This is a genomic window from Segetibacter aerophilus, from assembly GCF_007991655.1.
GTDB classification, from domain to species: domain Bacteria; phylum Bacteroidota; class Bacteroidia; order Chitinophagales; family Chitinophagaceae; genus Segetibacter; species Segetibacter aerophilus.
The window spans coordinates 1-15,876 of sequence record NZ_BJYT01000018.1 but is presented as its reverse complement, the minus strand read 5'-3'; the positions used below and the strand labels follow the sequence as shown (position 1 = coordinate 15,876).

The window sequence follows — 15,876 nt, the reverse complement described above, 5'->3', positions numbered from 1 at the left end:
CTAAATTTTAGACAAAATATATTTCAATTTACCTTGAATAGTACGGACTAACGGAAAGTGTTTTAAATAAGGAGCAATTTTGGAAATTTTTGTATAAAAAGTATTGTAAGGCGCTGGAGAATTAGCAATAGGAATTCGCCAATTTTTGCCATATAATTCTTTCAAAATTTTCTCTGGATTATGTGGTATATAGAGTTCAATCCCTAGAAAATGATATAGAACTGGTTCTTCCAAATTTTTTGCGGAGTATTCGTTATGGTTTTCTAATATCCTCACCTTAAAAAATCCAAGCTTTCGTTTTGGTCTAAAAAAGTAAACATCTATATATTCATCAGCCCTCATTAGTGAAATTAAATTTTCTTGACAACGTACTAGTATGAGTCCGAGCTCCTTGAATTTAAATAAAAGACTTAAAAATTTTTCTTTGTCTTCACTTAATACATATATGTCAGTGTCTTCATCATGCACAATAAAATTCTTCTCCCGGATTGCACCTAACAAAGTACCAAAAAACAAACCGTAAGTAATTTTGGATTGACTAACAAGTGAATGGAATATTTTTAAATTTTCTGTTGCTATATTAACATTCATTTTCTTTGTACCGTTCACTAAATATATCTCCTCATAATAATAATCCTGCTCATCTATTCGTACAGATTTTGGAATTCCATTCATCATATTAATTTATATATGCGACAATAATAAGATCTAAATAATAAGATAAAAAAACCAGAACATACAGTTGCTATTGTTAATTGGTATAACCCGATAGATTTAAATAAATAAAGTAGGAAAACATAAACAATATAAATAATACTTCCAATAATAATACTCATATTATATTCCCTTTTGTGTCCTGTAGCTAGTAACATAGGAGCACCCATAAAAGTCGAAATTAAATCTATTATCAAAGTAATACCTAATATATACACCACTTTTGTAGAGGGCAAAACGTTATGACCTCCTAGAATTACTACTAAAAAAGGAGCGAGTAGATAAAGAGAAAAATACCCAAACGTATAAAAAATGATTAAGATTACTAAGGCTTTTTTAACCAAAACAATATTTTTGGTTTTCGACACATTTGGAAAAATAACCTGATTTATTATACCAAAAGGTACTTTAAGTGCTGCTACTAATTTTGCTGCTATATCGTAATATGATACTTGGGTATAGCCGATAAAAGACCCTAACAATACAGTGTTTGTTTTCTCCATAAGCAAAACGGAAAGTCTTGAGGAAAAGAAAGGTAAACTTTCAACGATATGAGCCTTGATTTGTTTAGTATGGGGGAAATAGAACTTAAGGTTATCATTTTTAAAAGCAGTATACAAACCGAAAGCACTTCCAGTGAATGCGCCAAAACTAGTAAATAAGGGAACTAAATTTACATGTCCTTCATTCTTTACAAACAAGAAGATTAAAATTAAAAACAACAAGCTTGATAGTACGGAAATAATCGTAGTAAATTTCATTCTTTCTATCCCCTGGAAGTAAAAACTTGGGTCAATTGCCGCATTAATCATCACCCCTAGGTAAGAAAAGTACAAGAGTTTATGGGTTTTTAAAATACTAACGGTAGAAAGACAGATTAATAATATCAAAATAGAAACAATTAAAAGCAGCAATCTTATCGCGATAACAGAAGATACAATTTCAGAGACTTTCTCCCTATCGTCTCTATGTATGGATATTTCTTTTATTTCAGAAATGTTGAAACCAAAGTTAATAAACATAATAAGATAGGCTATGATTGCAGTTGAATAAGTTAATAGACCAAAAGTTTCCTTTCCCAATACTCGAATTAAGTAAGGATACGTTGCAAACGGAAATAAAACTTGAGAGATCTGCAGAATCGACATGAAATTGAAATTTTGTATCAATGTCTTATGCCTGACAAACTTTTCTTTTATTTCATTCATCATATCCTAATAATAGTATTACACCAACTACAATGTCTTAACACTTTTTAAAGCCTAATTTTTGTAAACAACATTTAGTTGAAGTAAGCTGGTGTCGGACAAATTTCGTAGCTTGAATATTTGTAGAATTAAACTAAACAAAACATATTTTCACTACTTCCCAAGGTTTAGAACAGACTTTAGTGCCGTAGTTGAAATTAGTTTAGTTCTTCGGAGATATTTTACTTCACAGTATTCTTTCAAAAAATCGAACTTTCCTTCCCAATCATCTCCCATTACGAACACGTCAATCTGATATTTTAACACGTCGCTAATCTTCTGTTCCCATGTTTCTTCCGGGATTACAAGATCAACAAAACGAAAAGCCTCAACTAATCGCTTTCTTCTCCAATACTCAATTTCACAAAACTTGTTTTTTTCCTCGTTAAATTTATCAGTTGATAATCCAACGATTAGTTTTGTTCCTAATTCGCTTGCTCTGTATAACAACTCCACATGTCCATAGTGAAGAAGATCAAATGTTCCGTAGGTAATAATGTTTTTCATTTTTTTGTAAGATTAAAAGGTCTTCACCGTAATATTGTTTGTAGAACTAAAGCTGTCATTATTTCTGCAATTATATCGACTCAATATTCTGAAGCAATTCTACAAAATTGTAATTCTTTTTGTAATACAGAAATGAGCCTTTATAAGTACTACTTTAAATATCTCGCTTCAATTCTGCTGCTGTTAACTTTTCGGAAGACTGTAATAATTAAAGGCAAAGCATTTAATATCAACCACTATTTACACCAAACACCGGACGCTTTTCCAGAAATAATTTTTTCATATTGAACGGTATAAATTAGTCCCATCACACCAAATGTTAGTGAATTCCCACATACGATCCCTGGTAACCCAAATTGCTTTCCTAAGTATATAACTAGAGGAATATTAGCTAATACGCCCACCAATACTACAAACAATTGTAACCTAATTTTGCCAATACCGTTCAAAAAATATACATGTAGAGTATGCCACATATATACAATCATATATACAAGCATGGAGAATGAAAGTGAAGCCGGCACCTTAATAGAATCATTAATCCAAATTTTATAGATTCGATTTGAGAAAAAATAAATTAGTATTCCAGTCAACGATAAAAACAGCCAAACAAGCCTTATCTTTTTAATGCTTTCTTTTATCCAATTAAGGTCATTGCTAGCAAAAGCGTCTGTAAAGGCACTCCAATAGGGCATCATAATGATTGCAAATGACATCGAGAGAATGGAAAAAAATCGAAAAGGTATATTGTATATAGTAACAGCTTGTGGTCCTAATATTCGTGCAATTATGAAATTATTTGCATGAATTAAAGCCATGGCGCCAAGTTGAATGAGAAAAAAAGAACTGCCAATATTTAATAAATTCTTTGAATATTTAAAATTTATTAGCCTAACTGATGGAGCAAATCTTTTTAATTCAGTATAATATAAATAAACGCTAGCAATTGTTAAAGCTAAAGTTGGAGCACCTGAAAGTACAAAAACTAGTATTATTAATTTTGGAGGTACAGTAAGAGTTAAAATGTATATAGCCGTAATGGCGATAATCTGTCCCCACAAAAGAATAATTGACGACTTGAACACTTGTTGGGTGGCGCTAAGAACTGCATTAATTAACTGTAAGAAAAATTGAAGGCAAAAAAACGCAAGGACAAGTACGGTTATCTTGTAAATACTGTAATCAATATTATCTGAAATATTCAGAATTTTATTCCAATTGAAGAACGAACATATAAAAGAAAGTATGATAAAAAGAGCTGATGCAATAATAAACAACAAAGCATAAGCTGTGCTAACATAAGCCTTTATTTTACTTTCGTCTTTTACTGCTAATGCATAGCCAATTTCATTTTTCAAGCCATTTCCTAATCCTACATCGAAAATATTGATCCAATAAACTATGCCACTAATTGTTAACCATATTCCATATTGCTGTGGATTTATATAATTAATTGTCAGAGGAAGAAGTAGTAATGTTATTAAAACACTTCCTCCTTTTATGAGAATAGAAAAAATAATATTTTTTCTAATTAATAGACTTCTTGCATTTTTAGTTCCTAATAATTTATGCACTTATGTAGAAATTTTACAACGACACCTTAAGATAAAGGTCTCTTTAGCATGACCATATTTATATTCGATCGAAAAGTAGCTGGAAGGTCTTAGGCACCAGTAAGTTATTCGAAAACCGAGTCTCTACCGGTTAATAGTTATCAACTATGAATATATCTCTAACTAGCTCAGCAACTTTACTTCAACCAAGATGTACTGCTTCTATCGCCATTCCATGTTTTTTAACTTAAGGTATATTTCGATAACAACTGAATTTGAATTACAACAAAACGAGCAAAATACTTGAATTTTTTGCAGAAAAAAGAGTGTCGAATCGCTTACATTATTATTATAACAAATATTAAATTCCACTCAAACAAAATTGAATCAAAGGCGCAAGATGGGTGTAACTAGTAATACTTTATAATCAATTATTAGTTGAATCGACGCCTTAAAGCAATTTGCTAAATATTGTTAACTCCACGTAGACTTTTGGCTTATAAGTTTCATCTTGCGAGGCTTAGAATTATTTAGATACTCAAACTCGTAACCATAACTACTCTTAGTAAATCCTCGATGACGAACACCGTTAAATATAATCCTTAAATTCTTTAACTCATTGGCCTTATTATTTTCGTCGAACCTTTGAAATCCCGCCTTAGGTGTATGATTATGACGTACTATAAAAAATGTAGTATCGGCTAAGGGAGACAATATATAAGCGTCAGATAAAGCTGATATCGGAGCAGTATCAATAATGATATAATCAAATCTTTCTTCCAGAAGAGTCAATGCTTTTTTAATATTCCCATTCATAATAAGTTCGGACGGATTGTCTGGTAATTGTCCTGCCGGAATAATATAAAGATTAGGACTTTCCTCGGTGCTTCTTATAATATCTTCAAGATTGATTTCTCCCAGCAAGAAAGCTGCTATGCCTTTTTCTTCTTGTACAAGTAATTTATCGCTTAAGGAAGGATTGATGAGGTCTAGCTCTAATAAAACAACTCTTTTACCTGCTAATGCAAGTGCCAATCCAAGGTTTGCAGTGATAAAACTTTTACCTTCTCCTGCTATAGTGGAGGTAATTAATATTTTTTTTATCTTGCCGTTACTTGTTGATGATAGTGAAGCTCGTAATTTTCTAAATTGCTCAGCAACAAGTCCTCGTTGCCCGTCCAAAATAACAAGAGAGCTCTTAGACTTTTTAAATGCTATTTCCCCAATAATTGGAAAAGCAGTAAGTTTTTCAATTTCGGAACGATATAAAATACTACCGTTTAATTGATCCTTGCCAACTACTACACAAATACCTAAGCTAAGAGCAATAGCAAGCGCAACAAGGTAAATATATACCTTACTTGGTTTAACAGGGCTAATCGAAGCTGCAGCAGTATCTATAATCTTATTATCTGCAATATTTGACGAAAATGACAAGCCTGCCTCTTCTCTTTTCTGTAGTAAAAAAGTATACACACTACTAATAATACCTTGCTGCCGCGTCAACTCCAAGAGGCCTTTTTCCTTTTGGGGGATAGCACCTAATACATTACTATAACTACTATTAGTAGTATTGATATTTAGTTTACCAGCCTGCAAACTCCGCCTTTGATTTCTTATGTTCTCTAAAATTCCCGGCCGTAGTTGTTGTATTTGAGCTTGCATAGATAATAATATTGGGTTGTTTTCACCCGTTAGCCGTTTCAACTTTTCGTATTCTGTTTCTGCAGAATACAATTTATCTAAAAGCTTAGTTAATCCAGGATCTGTTACACCTAATGAAGAAGGAATAATCCCTGTCGTGTTATCTTTGGCAACGACATATTTCTCCAGCTGGCTTAATACTGCCAGCTGCATATTAATATCTGCAATTTTCTGATTATTACTCCCGACATTTTGAATATATTGTTGGCCCTGCACACTTAAATCTACAATTCCCTGCCCCGATTTAAACATTTGAATTCTTCTTTCTAATGAATCAAGATCTCTTTCCACAATTTCAATACGCTCTTGAAGAAAATGCAAAGTATTTTCTGCCATTTCGTTCTTATCTCTGATGGAGAATGTATAATAAGTGTTTGCTACGGCATTTAAAATATCGTTGCCTCTTTGTGGTACTTCATCTTCAATATTAAGGCGAACAACGGTAGATAGTTTACTAACAGGGGTCACCGAAATACTTGATGATAAAGTAGCAACAGCTTTATTTACATCAATCAAAGAAAAGAAAAGGGCATCAGTATGTATTGACGTTTGTCCTTTGTTTTCTAAAAATTTTAAAGTTCCATACGGAGTTTTAACCCAGTCATTCAACTTATATGTACTATCTAAAATTTTAACTTGTTTTGTTTTTGACAGGTAGGAAAAAGGAATTTTGTTGTCTTTCTCAAGATCTTTTGTAGGAAGAATATTTCGAACATCGATCGTTACCGGAGAGGTAACGTAAGCAGAAATGTACTTAAATTTTTTCTTTTCAAAGGTTGGAGCCAGTAAAAAAAGCTTTTTTATTACTTCCGTTAAAACAGCTCTGGAATGAATAACTTCAATTTCATTTTCAACAATCTTTTTAGATGAAAAATAATTGAAGTTTTCTGTCATCTTTGACTCCTCAGCACCTTTCTTTTCATCTTTTATCAAAATAGTAGCAGAAGACAAGTAGACGGGAGTTACTATTTGTAAATAAACATAAGCAGCAGCTAGGGAGATTGTTAACAGAATAAGGAAAACAGGCCAATAAGGAAAAAATTTGCTGGATACCTGCGCTATTAAACTTTCGTTTGTTTCTGTCTTATAATTTGAATTCATACGTTTTTATCTTAATAGTCTGTCAACTGAGATGATAACAACTGAAAGCGCACTAAAAATTACAGGCAGCAATAAAGTTGTACGGCTAGTAGACGCAACTTTTGATCTATTTGGCTCTACGTAGACAATGTCATTGGACTTCAAATAATAATAAGGCGACGTGAAAAGTTCCGAGCTATTTAAATTAAGGCTTGTTACTATCTTTTTTACTCCTTCATCCCTGATCACTCTTACGTTGTCTCTTCTCCCGGATATGGTAACGTCACCAGCCAAACCAAGTGCCTCCAACAAAGTAATCTTTTCATTTTGCACATTTACTACCGTAGGATGTCCTACTTCTCCTAGCACAGTTACCTTGAAATTAAGATATCTTATAGTAATGTTTGGCTCAAGTAAAAGTTTCTTATCAACTAAACTTTTGACTATGTTTTCTCTTAGTTCTTTTTTGGTCAGCCCTGCCGCCTTTATGTTTCCCAGAATCGGGAAAAATATATAGCCGTCTTTGTCAACGAGATAACCCGCAGCGTTACTGTTAGTACCCGTTGAAGTACTTGAAGTAATTTTATTTTCATTAGGAATATTGAAAATTTCTGTTGCCGCAGGAAGTAAACTCATAACAGAAATGCTAAGCAAATCGCTTTTTTGAATAACAGGCTCTAAGTCCACAGGTGGAGCTGCTATTTCTGCTCTATAAGTATCATTAAAATAGACAGCTTTTTTAATGTCAATGCAAGAAAGATTAAAAATTAAAATACTGAGCACAGGAGCAAGTTTGGAAATTGCTTTAAAATTCATAAATTAGTTACGTTCTTTAAGTGCAAGCAAGGATTGTTAATTGGTTTAATTTAAAACCTCCCACCGTTAATACTATTTCAGCTCGACATCATACCGTTGCAATCTTTTCTGCTGAAGACGAAACATCGTTTTTGTGTATAAGAGATACGGTTTCCTGAATGTTAGCTTTAGAAGAAGCTCCAAACAAAATAGATTCGATATTAGGTAGATTACAAACATATTTGATTGCATCATTAGGTGGTATTGCCCCAGAAGCTAATACCTGCATAGCTATTACCCTGACTTTGCGGGTTGCAAGTATTTCTTCGTAGGCCTTGATTCCCCCTGACATTCTAAAGCCAATTTTATTAATTGAAGTGCAAATGACTGGATTTTCAATACCAACTCCTTCCAGCTCGTTTAGTAATTTTGGTAGATTCATAGTAATAAAGCCACCTTCTGCATTGTATTTCTTTTGAACATACAAGTAAAAACTTTTTAGCACTTCAATCATACCTAGTCCCAATAATAGGTCGGTTATAATATTTTGAAGAAAAATTACCGGCGTATTTATTCCTTTAAACATTTTCATCTCCGAATCTACCAGCAATTCCATTATTGAGAGGTAGTCTTTCGAGAGAAATGCACGCCCTCCTTTATAAAGAGACCCCAAAAAGTTTCCCGGCACGTATTCTTGTAATGCCCCTAATATTCCTAATTCAGTCACTGCATTTGCATATTTATGAGCATAAGGCATACAAGGAAACATTTTAAAATCAGTATATCTTCCGGGATGATTTCTAACATGTTCGCAGATATTTGCGATACGATCATGAGTTGTACACATAAAGGTTGTAACTCCTGCCCCTATCGCATGATCAAGCGTTTTTAATATTGCTTTGTCATCCTGAAATCTTATAGACTGAGCTCTTGATTTCTCATCTGAAATATGGTTAACGGCGAAAAACTGGTTGTCGCCAAAAAGTATCCTTTCCATAACAATTATCTATTTATAACGTCAATTTCTGTTTACACTATTTTTTATTAACGAAATTACTCTGTCTGTATGCCAGGCTGAATGAAACGTATTAACATTATTAGGAGATTGACCCTGCACAGCTTTAATAAAATAATCTACCTGCGCTGAGTATTCTTCGCCTCTTAAATAGAAGTTAACATTATCAGTAAAGTTCGTAACATATTTTACATTCCATCCCTTTGTATAAGTTTCGGGACAGTCGCGTGTTTTGAAATATAGCTTCAACTCGTTCGCGTCACAAATTATTTTTCCTTTACTTCCAATAATGGTGATCGAGGTAGACATTTTTCGATAAGTGTCGTCACTCCAATTTACAGATAACATACCCGAAACCTTGGGCGATATTTCTAGTAGCGAAAAAACTGAATCTTCCACGCTTTTTGAATAAAACGACTTCATGATAGTACCATGCACTTTCGTTACAGGACCCAAAATATGGTTAATCAAATCAATTACGTGGGATGCATAGTCAAGAAGGCAACCGCCCCCTTCTCCAGGCTTTGATCTCCAGTTTTCTTTTTGAGGACGAACAACTACGGGGCCATAAGCCTCACCAACGAAATGAAAAACCTCTCCTAAATAGCCTCCATCTACTATCCGTTTAACTTCCTGAAAAGTGCCAATAAACTTGTTATGGTAGCCTACCTGGTTTATTAATTTCTTCTCTTCAGCTAAAGCCACTAAGCGTTGCCCTTCTTCATCCGTTAGGCATAGCGGTTTTTCAGAAAAAACGTGTTTTCCCTTTTGCATTACTTTTTGTGCCATAGTAGAGTGCAACTTTGTTGGAACAGAGATAAAAACTGCATCAGGATTTGCCTGCATCAGCATTTCCTCGTAGTCTGCAAAAACAGGAAACCTTGAATACTTTCTAAATACATCAAGGACCATTTTGGAAGTGTCACTAACTCCTACCACCTCAACTTCTGGATGCGCACCAAGTATTGACAGGTGGGAGATCCCCATTTTACCTGCACCGATTAAGCCGACTTTAACCATTTTAAAAGATTTTAATTCCTTTTTTTATTTATATAAAGGCGCAAATATTATTTATAGATTTTTGGCTAATGTCGCCGCTATATCACCCTCAACTTTATTTTAGCTAAATACCTCGTTTCACTTTTGAAAGAAGTGTAGCAGTAACTACGTGTGGCACAATATTTGTCTTTCTACAATTAATTAAAGATTATGTTCTATTATTTGATTGAAATTAAAAGCCGAACTCTCTCTAGTTTAGAATTTCTCAATATGTTTTAAAAACTAATCTTACTATAAAAAAGCTCCGCTTTCCTCATCCACAATCGTGCAAGAGAGTAAACCTAATAAACAGGGTATTTCGGATTTAAACTGAATTATTGGACGAGAGTATCCATCATTACTTTTAAAGACAACAATGAAGTATTGACGTTTTTCTACATAGCAGTATGTTTTTGTAGAAAATGGGGAGGCCAAATATAATTGGTTTTCGAGTATAAAAAACAATCATTAACTTTTTTATATCACAACTTTTCGTGCAGTGTTAATGTACTTAAAATTCGATTAAATTATTTATCTTCTTCTACGAAGCTCTTTTTAAAAAATATCAGAACTTTTCTTCTAACCCTGTTCTAAAGCTACCATGTAGAGTAAAAGTTTTACAAGTTTCTTAATGAGTTTTGATGTCGTTGACATCTTTAGTATTTAATTTACTGATGCAATAAATTGACTATTGTCCGCGTTTTAATAGAAACGATTTTCTATGTTTTTTAAACCCCTGTTAGATTTTTTAAGGTTCTTGGCAAGTTTTGAACATTAATTTAAATTTGGGTTGTGATAAAAAGACCTCTTTCTCTAGCTAGCTCATAATTGTCTAATTCCAAGGTAACAGCAGTAATTAGTCAATGTTTCCCCTCCTTTGCTAATACCTCGTCAATAGACCTAATTACTGACCTTATTGAGTTTTTTTCAACATTTGGGGAATTAAGTGTAAGAATTTGCTGAAACAATGCTCGAGCAGTAACATATTTCTTTAGATTGATTGCCTTTAGCGCCTCATTCATTAAGAACCCATAATTATTTCCCTTACCCTTATCCACATTCTTTTGTTTTACGCTGCCAGTCTTAAAGCTACCATTCGGTTTTTCTGGAATTCCTACTGGTGTACTCGGATTGTCTAATGATTTTGTGGATCCGGTTGGGGCACTAGAAACTTTGATGGATGCATTTCTATTTTTTTCCTGTCCAGTTCGACTCTTCGTTTTTGATAAATCCTGGTATTTGTAAGCATTGCCCACCTGCATATTTATTTTTTTGGTTTTACTCTTCTTAGTAAGTTCTTGATTGATCGTTTTATCCGTATTTTCTGCTTCACCTTCAATTAAAGCATCAGGTAAAGAGTTTTTTTCCATTGCGCTAGCAGTTTGTCTAGTAGCCTCCAGCTGTTTAGTTGGAGTTTCGGTAACTGAAGAGGTATTAGCGCCTCTTAGCAAACCGGGAGTTCCCAAAGAAGTATTAAGGGCATTGATTCTATGGTTTGCGAAATCTTCTATGGATTTAACCGGGCTTAGCGAGAGTACATATAAATAAATTTCTCGGGAAGCATCCCATTTACCTTCATCCATTGCTCTTCCTGCACTGTCTAAAGCGCGATTAATTTCTGCCTTTCTGGCTAAATCCCTATCTCGCTTTTTATTTACAGCAATAGTGGCAATGCTATTTTCAATACTAATAATCATTTGATTAGGAAAAGTATTACCAGGTCTTAATTCCAAAGCTTTTTTGTAGTATTCTTTTGCCTTGTTCAACTCCTGATTTTCTAAAGCCAACTCGGCTTTCGATAGTAGAGTATCATACTTTTCAGAAGAAGTTTTTTCAGTGTTTTTTAAATTTCGCTTTGCATTCTGAGCGAGCAGAAATTGTTGTATGAAAAGTAGTTGAATAAGTAAAAGATATTTAATCACGACAAAAATTTTATAACTGCAAACAAGACTTAAAATAAAAATTAATCTTGTATAATGTGTACAATGTATATCTAATAAAATTATTTAATTGTTAGTGCACTACAAATTTTTACTGCATATAGAAACATTATACGCTCTAGAAATGCTAGTGTCATTGAAGAAAAAAGAAAAGCTTTTGAGCGCAATAATCAAACTTTTTAGTCGTTCTAACCAAAAACTTCCAGATGTTGGGTTTACTCTTTTCAAAATACAGTTTGACTTTTTATTTCGTCATGTTAAACATTGAGTATTTGATAAAGTACATTGGATCAACCACAGGGTCAGCTAGGACAAGCTCTTTAATAAGAATTGCGGATCTCGGATGCGTGGCAGGTTTTTTCTTTTTGATTTTTTACAGCTATGCTACCGTATGGTGGGCATTTATTGGACTATTACTGGTAAATGTTCTATTATTTATAGTTGTAAATAATGCATTTATTCTTCTTCGGACTTTGATATCATCAATCAAGCAGATTAAGATATCACATTAGCTCTCGCTTCAAGGTCTACTTCACTTGCTTCAGTTCGGAAGGTATCATTTGCTAATTAGCAGTCTTTTTAGGGGAACGTGCAACCTTGAGCTCCCAAAAGTTTTCTATCTACAGTAAGTTGTAAAACTCGGGTAATACTATTTATTAAAGGGAGTAAAAATTTCAACTCAAATTGAAAACCATCGTTTTCTAGATTAAGCGATTTCCCATTTTGTTACATTTTTAGTTATAATTACACTTCTGCTGAAGTTTATGCTGCCATGAATAATTACTATCATCTTCTTGGACTACAAGAAAACGCCTCTGCCGAACAAATAAATGACGCATATAAAAAGCTTGCACAAAAATTTCATCCAGACAAAAACCTTGATGATCCTTTTTTTAATTCTCTTTTCGAGCAAATTACAGAAGCGAAACAAATTCTGACGGATAAGGATAAGAAATCGGAATATGATTTACTTCTCACTAACTATTCTGACGCTTTTGATCTTTTTACTCAACAAAGAATTGAAGATGAATTTAACAGGCAACAGAAAAGAAAACACTTTGAAAAAGCAACTGCCAGAAGAAAAAAAGTAGCAATTTTAGTATCTATCACAGTACTTACTGGTCTGCTTATTTTTCTGTGGCTTGGAAGCAAGAGTACTCTTTTTGGGTCTGGTAGCAAAGGGAAATTTCAAGCAATCCAAGAAATAGCTAAGGACACACTTTATGTTTTAAAGCAAAACCTGCCTCAAAAAGAAAAGTTGAAAGATTCGCTGGACAATAAGCCTAGCGAGACTATAATAAAACAAGAGGAAAAAGTCGAAAAAATACAAACGGCTTTTAGCAAAAAGACTTTAAAAGCGAAATATATTAAACCTTTTGAATCAGAAGAATTAGATAGAATATACGTTGCAATCAAGTCAGAAAAATTAAAAAATAACTACAATACTAATTGCATTACTATTAAGAAAACAAGAAGCAGCAATGTTGATAATGGTTTTAAAATTGGAGGTTATCTACAACAAAGGGGTTTTATAATAAGTGGGCGAGAAATAATATCTGGCAATGTTGAAGGTATACATGTGGGATTTAACGGGCTATGTTTGACCTTAACTATTGGAGAAATGTAATTTTTAAGGTGTACTCAAAATTAAAGTGGTAGGACCAAGGTCGGCGATTATTTTCCTGGACAAATCAGGTAAAATAAGTTAAAATGCAATAAATCGGGTTATTTGCATGTTATTAGTGTTTCTATACTAAATACTAGCAAAGCAAAACCGTAACAGTGAAACATTTTTTAATAGTAGCAGCTTACCTGCTTATCTCCTTCACATCCCGTTCCAATAGTTATTACTTCTCTTCCACCTTAGGATCGGATGCCAGAACAACAACCGAGGCTCAAAAACAGGAAACTCCATGGAAGTCATTAGAAAAACTTAATTCAATCCTTCCCGTCCTTGTTGCCGGTGATATGATTTTTTTCAAAAGAGGGGATACTTTTTATGGTTCTATAATCATTCAAAAATCAGGCAATTCTTCTTCACCTATTTCTTTTGGCGCTTACGGCAGTGGTAATAAGCCAGTCATTACAGGCTTTAGCGTTCCTTCTGGTTGGGCACCTGCAGGTCAAAATATTTGGGAGACTACCCATCCCTTTTTTAGTTCTTCTATCAATACACTTTTAATTAATGGAACAGCAAAAAGGATTGGACGATTTCCTAATTTTGTTAATTCTTCGGAACAAGGGTTTCTATACTACGAAAATGCTACAGGAAACACTGCCATTAGTGATAGTAAAATGTCTGGCCTTAATTTTACCGGTGGAGATGTTGTAATTAGAAAAAACCGCTGGGTTTTAGATAGAAATAGAATAACGAATCATTCTGGAAATACGCTCAACTACGCTTCTCAATCTGGCTATTTAGCTGACAAGGGATATGGCTACTTTATTCAAAATCATGTAAAAACATTAGATCAGGAAGGCGAGTGGTATTACGATAGAGCAGAGAAAAAAATAGGAATATATACTACGGGAGGAGTTGCAGCCTTACAAAATGTTCGAGCAAGTACTGTTGATGTTTTGGTATCAATAGCAGAACAGAGCAATATCGTTTTTGATAATATTGTTTTTACTGGCGCAAATACACATGCTTTTCTTATAAAGAATTCAAGCAATATTAGGATAAGTAGCTGCGAAGTTCTTTTTTCAGGCGGTAATGCTATAACTGCAAACAATACGGACCATCTAACCATTGGGAATTCCTCCATTACCCACACAAACAACATTGCTCTTAACGCAACTTCTTGCGCGAATACTACCTTTATAAACAACAAAGTTAGCCTAACCGGTATTTATGCTGGCATGGGTGACGGAGACTCAGGATCCTACGAAGCATTATTAATTTCAGGCGATAATAATCTTATCGAACAAAATGTAATTGATAGCACAGGCTATATTCCTGTAACATTTAGTGGAAATAATGTAACGATAAAGAATAATTATATTAGAAACTATGCATTTGTAAAAGATGATGGCGGTGCAATTTATACCTGGAACAACGGATCAAATCCACCTGTAAATAACGATAGAAAGGTTATTGGAAACATTGTGGAGAATGGCATTGGCGCTCCTGAAGGTACTGCAGATAAAAGTAAGAAGTATGCTCACGGTATTTATATAGATGATAATGCTACTAATGTTGACGTTTCGTCAAACACTGTTGCGAATTGCAATGGCTTTGGCTTATACATTCATAATGCCAGAGATCTGGTAATAAAGAATAATACTATTTACAACAACGAGGTACAGTTAGAGATGCAGCACGATGATATCGCGCCGAACAGCCCGGTACGTAATAATACTGTGACTGACAATATATTATTTTCGTTATACGCAACGCAACCTGTCGCAGAATATAAAACTAAGAATGATGACCTTGCAAACTTTGGCACTTTCGATAATAACTATTATTGCAGACCAATCGAAGACAATGCGGTTATCAATACATTAAAAAACGTAAATGGCAACTACATATTCAACCAGGTAGATCTACAAGGATGGAGAGCTATGTATGGCAAGGATGCTAATTCAAAGAAAACTCCTAAACAAATTGCCTCCTATAGAATTAATGAAATCATAGGCGGCAATAAATTTAGCAATGGTTTATTTTCCGCTGATGTTGGTGGTTTATATTCTTATTCGCCTGCTAGTAACTTTACAAACCGGTGGAATAATGGTGCTCTTGATGGGGGTACATTACAACTATCTTTTTCAAATGTGGCTGGTAACAACAATAAGGGAACTGTTATTATTAACGTAGGTGCAGTTACCGCTAACAAAGCATATGTTTTACGTTTCAGTTTACAGGGATCAGATGAAAACAAGATGCTCGATGTGTACTTGAGGAAAAGTTTATCGCCATATACAGACCTTACTGATCGAAAGTTAACCAAAATAAGCAGCTCTCGATCTGAGGTAGAGTTTCTGTTTGTGCCTCTGGAAAGTGAGGCCAATGCAAGTATAGGTATTGATGTACCAGAGCAAACAACTCCTGTTTATATTGATAACATTCAACTCTTAAATGCTAACGTAACGAATACAAATGTCGAAGACTCCGTTAGATTAACTTATAATCCTGCCGTCACTACAAATAGCTTTGCATTAAACACTAATTTTATTGACGTAAAGAACACTGTATATAGCGGTTCAATTTCGTTAAATGCGTTTTCATCTGTTATTCTACTTAACAAAAGCACTAATGTGGCTACTACTCCTATAAGCCAATG

General features: G+C 33.8%; 11 protein-coding genes. 2 read left to right on the top strand and 9 right to left on the bottom strand.

Annotated elements, in window-relative coordinates; all coding sequences use genetic code 11:
• From SAE01_RS18810 to SAE01_RS18770, 9 genes are all read right to left on the bottom strand, one after another.
• On the bottom strand, positions 1-678 hold the full coding sequence (locus SAE01_RS18810; RefSeq protein ID WP_147205348.1) for a LicD family protein: 678 nt from the start codon (positions 676-678) through the stop codon (positions 1-3).
• On the bottom strand, positions 675-1,922 hold the full coding sequence (locus SAE01_RS18805; protein WP_262713377.1) for an oligosaccharide flippase family protein: 1,248 nt from the start codon (positions 1,920-1,922) through the stop codon (positions 675-677). The genes SAE01_RS18810 and SAE01_RS18805 overlap by 4 nt, the downstream gene beginning before the upstream one ends.
• 153 nt (positions 1,923-2,075) lie before the next feature.
• Positions 2,076-2,468 (bottom strand): glycerol-3-phosphate cytidylyltransferase, encoded by a 393-nt coding sequence (tagD, locus tag SAE01_RS18800; protein ID WP_147205346.1) that lies wholly within the window; start codon positions 2,466-2,468, stop codon positions 2,076-2,078.
• 236 nt (positions 2,469-2,704) lie between these two features.
• Positions 2,705-4,042: a lipopolysaccharide biosynthesis protein gene (locus tag SAE01_RS18795; RefSeq protein WP_147205345.1), complete on the bottom strand. Its 1,338-nt coding sequence runs from the start codon at positions 4,040-4,042 to the stop codon at positions 2,705-2,707.
• A 453-nt stretch (positions 4,043-4,495) separates the two neighbouring features.
• Positions 4,496-6,826 carry a GumC family protein gene (locus SAE01_RS18790; RefSeq protein ID WP_147205344.1) on the bottom strand — a complete coding sequence of 777 codons (2,331 nt, stop codon included), beginning with the start codon at positions 6,824-6,826 and terminating at the stop codon, positions 4,496-4,498.
• Between the two features lie 6 nt (positions 6,827-6,832).
• On the bottom strand, positions 6,833-7,588 hold the full coding sequence (locus SAE01_RS18785) for a polysaccharide biosynthesis/export family protein (protein WP_246113278.1): 756 nt from the start codon (positions 7,586-7,588) through the stop codon (positions 6,833-6,835).
• Between the two features lie 121 nt (positions 7,589-7,709).
• The gene (locus tag SAE01_RS18780) at positions 7,710-8,597 is read right to left on the bottom strand and encodes an aldo-keto reductase family protein (RefSeq protein WP_174834624.1); all 888 of its coding nucleotides are present in this window, start codon (positions 8,595-8,597) and stop codon (positions 7,710-7,712) included.
• A 21-nt stretch (positions 8,598-8,618) separates the two neighbouring features.
• Positions 8,619-9,635, bottom strand: a complete 1,017-nt coding sequence (locus SAE01_RS18775) for a Gfo/Idh/MocA family protein (protein ID WP_147205341.1) — start codon at positions 9,633-9,635, stop codon at positions 8,619-8,621.
• An 878-nt stretch (positions 9,636-10,513) separates the two neighbouring features.
• On the bottom strand, positions 10,514-11,575 hold the full coding sequence (locus SAE01_RS18770; RefSeq protein ID WP_147205340.1) for a tetratricopeptide repeat protein: 1,062 nt from the start codon (positions 11,573-11,575) through the stop codon (positions 10,514-10,516).
• A gap of 790 nt (positions 11,576-12,365) precedes the next feature.
• Between SAE01_RS18770 and SAE01_RS18765 the strand changes: the two genes are divergently transcribed.
• Together SAE01_RS18765 and SAE01_RS18760 are read left to right on the top strand one after the other, a co-directional pair.
• Complete coding sequence (locus SAE01_RS18765) at positions 12,366-13,220, top strand: J domain-containing protein (RefSeq protein ID WP_147205339.1); 855 nt, start codon at positions 12,366-12,368, stop codon at positions 13,218-13,220.
• 155 nt (positions 13,221-13,375) lie between these two features.
• Positions 13,376-15,876 (top strand): right-handed parallel beta-helix repeat-containing protein (locus tag SAE01_RS18760; RefSeq protein ID WP_147205338.1); only part of this gene is annotated, 2,501 nt, incomplete at its 3' end.

Excerpts from the sequence above, each read along its gene's own strand:
- SAE01_RS18810 (WP_147205348.1), bottom strand. The coding sequence starts at position 678 with ATGATGAATGGAATTCCAAAATCTGTACGAATAGATGAGCAGGATTAT.
- SAE01_RS18805 (WP_262713377.1), bottom strand. The coding sequence starts at position 1,922 with ATGAATGAAATAAAAGAAAAGTTTGTCAGGCATAAGACATTGATACAA.
- tagD (WP_147205346.1), bottom strand. The coding sequence starts at position 2,468 with ATGAAAAACATTATTACCTACGGAACATTTGATCTTCTTCACTATGGA.
- SAE01_RS18790 (WP_147205344.1), bottom strand. The coding sequence starts at position 6,826 with ATGAATTCAAATTATAAGACAGAAACAAACGAAAGTTTAATAGCGCAG.
- SAE01_RS18780 (WP_174834624.1), bottom strand. The coding sequence starts at position 8,597 with ATGGAAAGGATACTTTTTGGCGACAACCAGTTTTTCGCCGTTAACCAT.
- SAE01_RS18775 (WP_147205341.1), bottom strand. The coding sequence starts at position 9,635 with ATGGTTAAAGTCGGCTTAATCGGTGCAGGTAAAATGGGGATCTCCCAC.
- SAE01_RS18765 (WP_147205339.1), top strand. The coding sequence starts at position 12,366 with ATGAATAATTACTATCATCTTCTTGGACTACAAGAAAACGCCTCTGCC.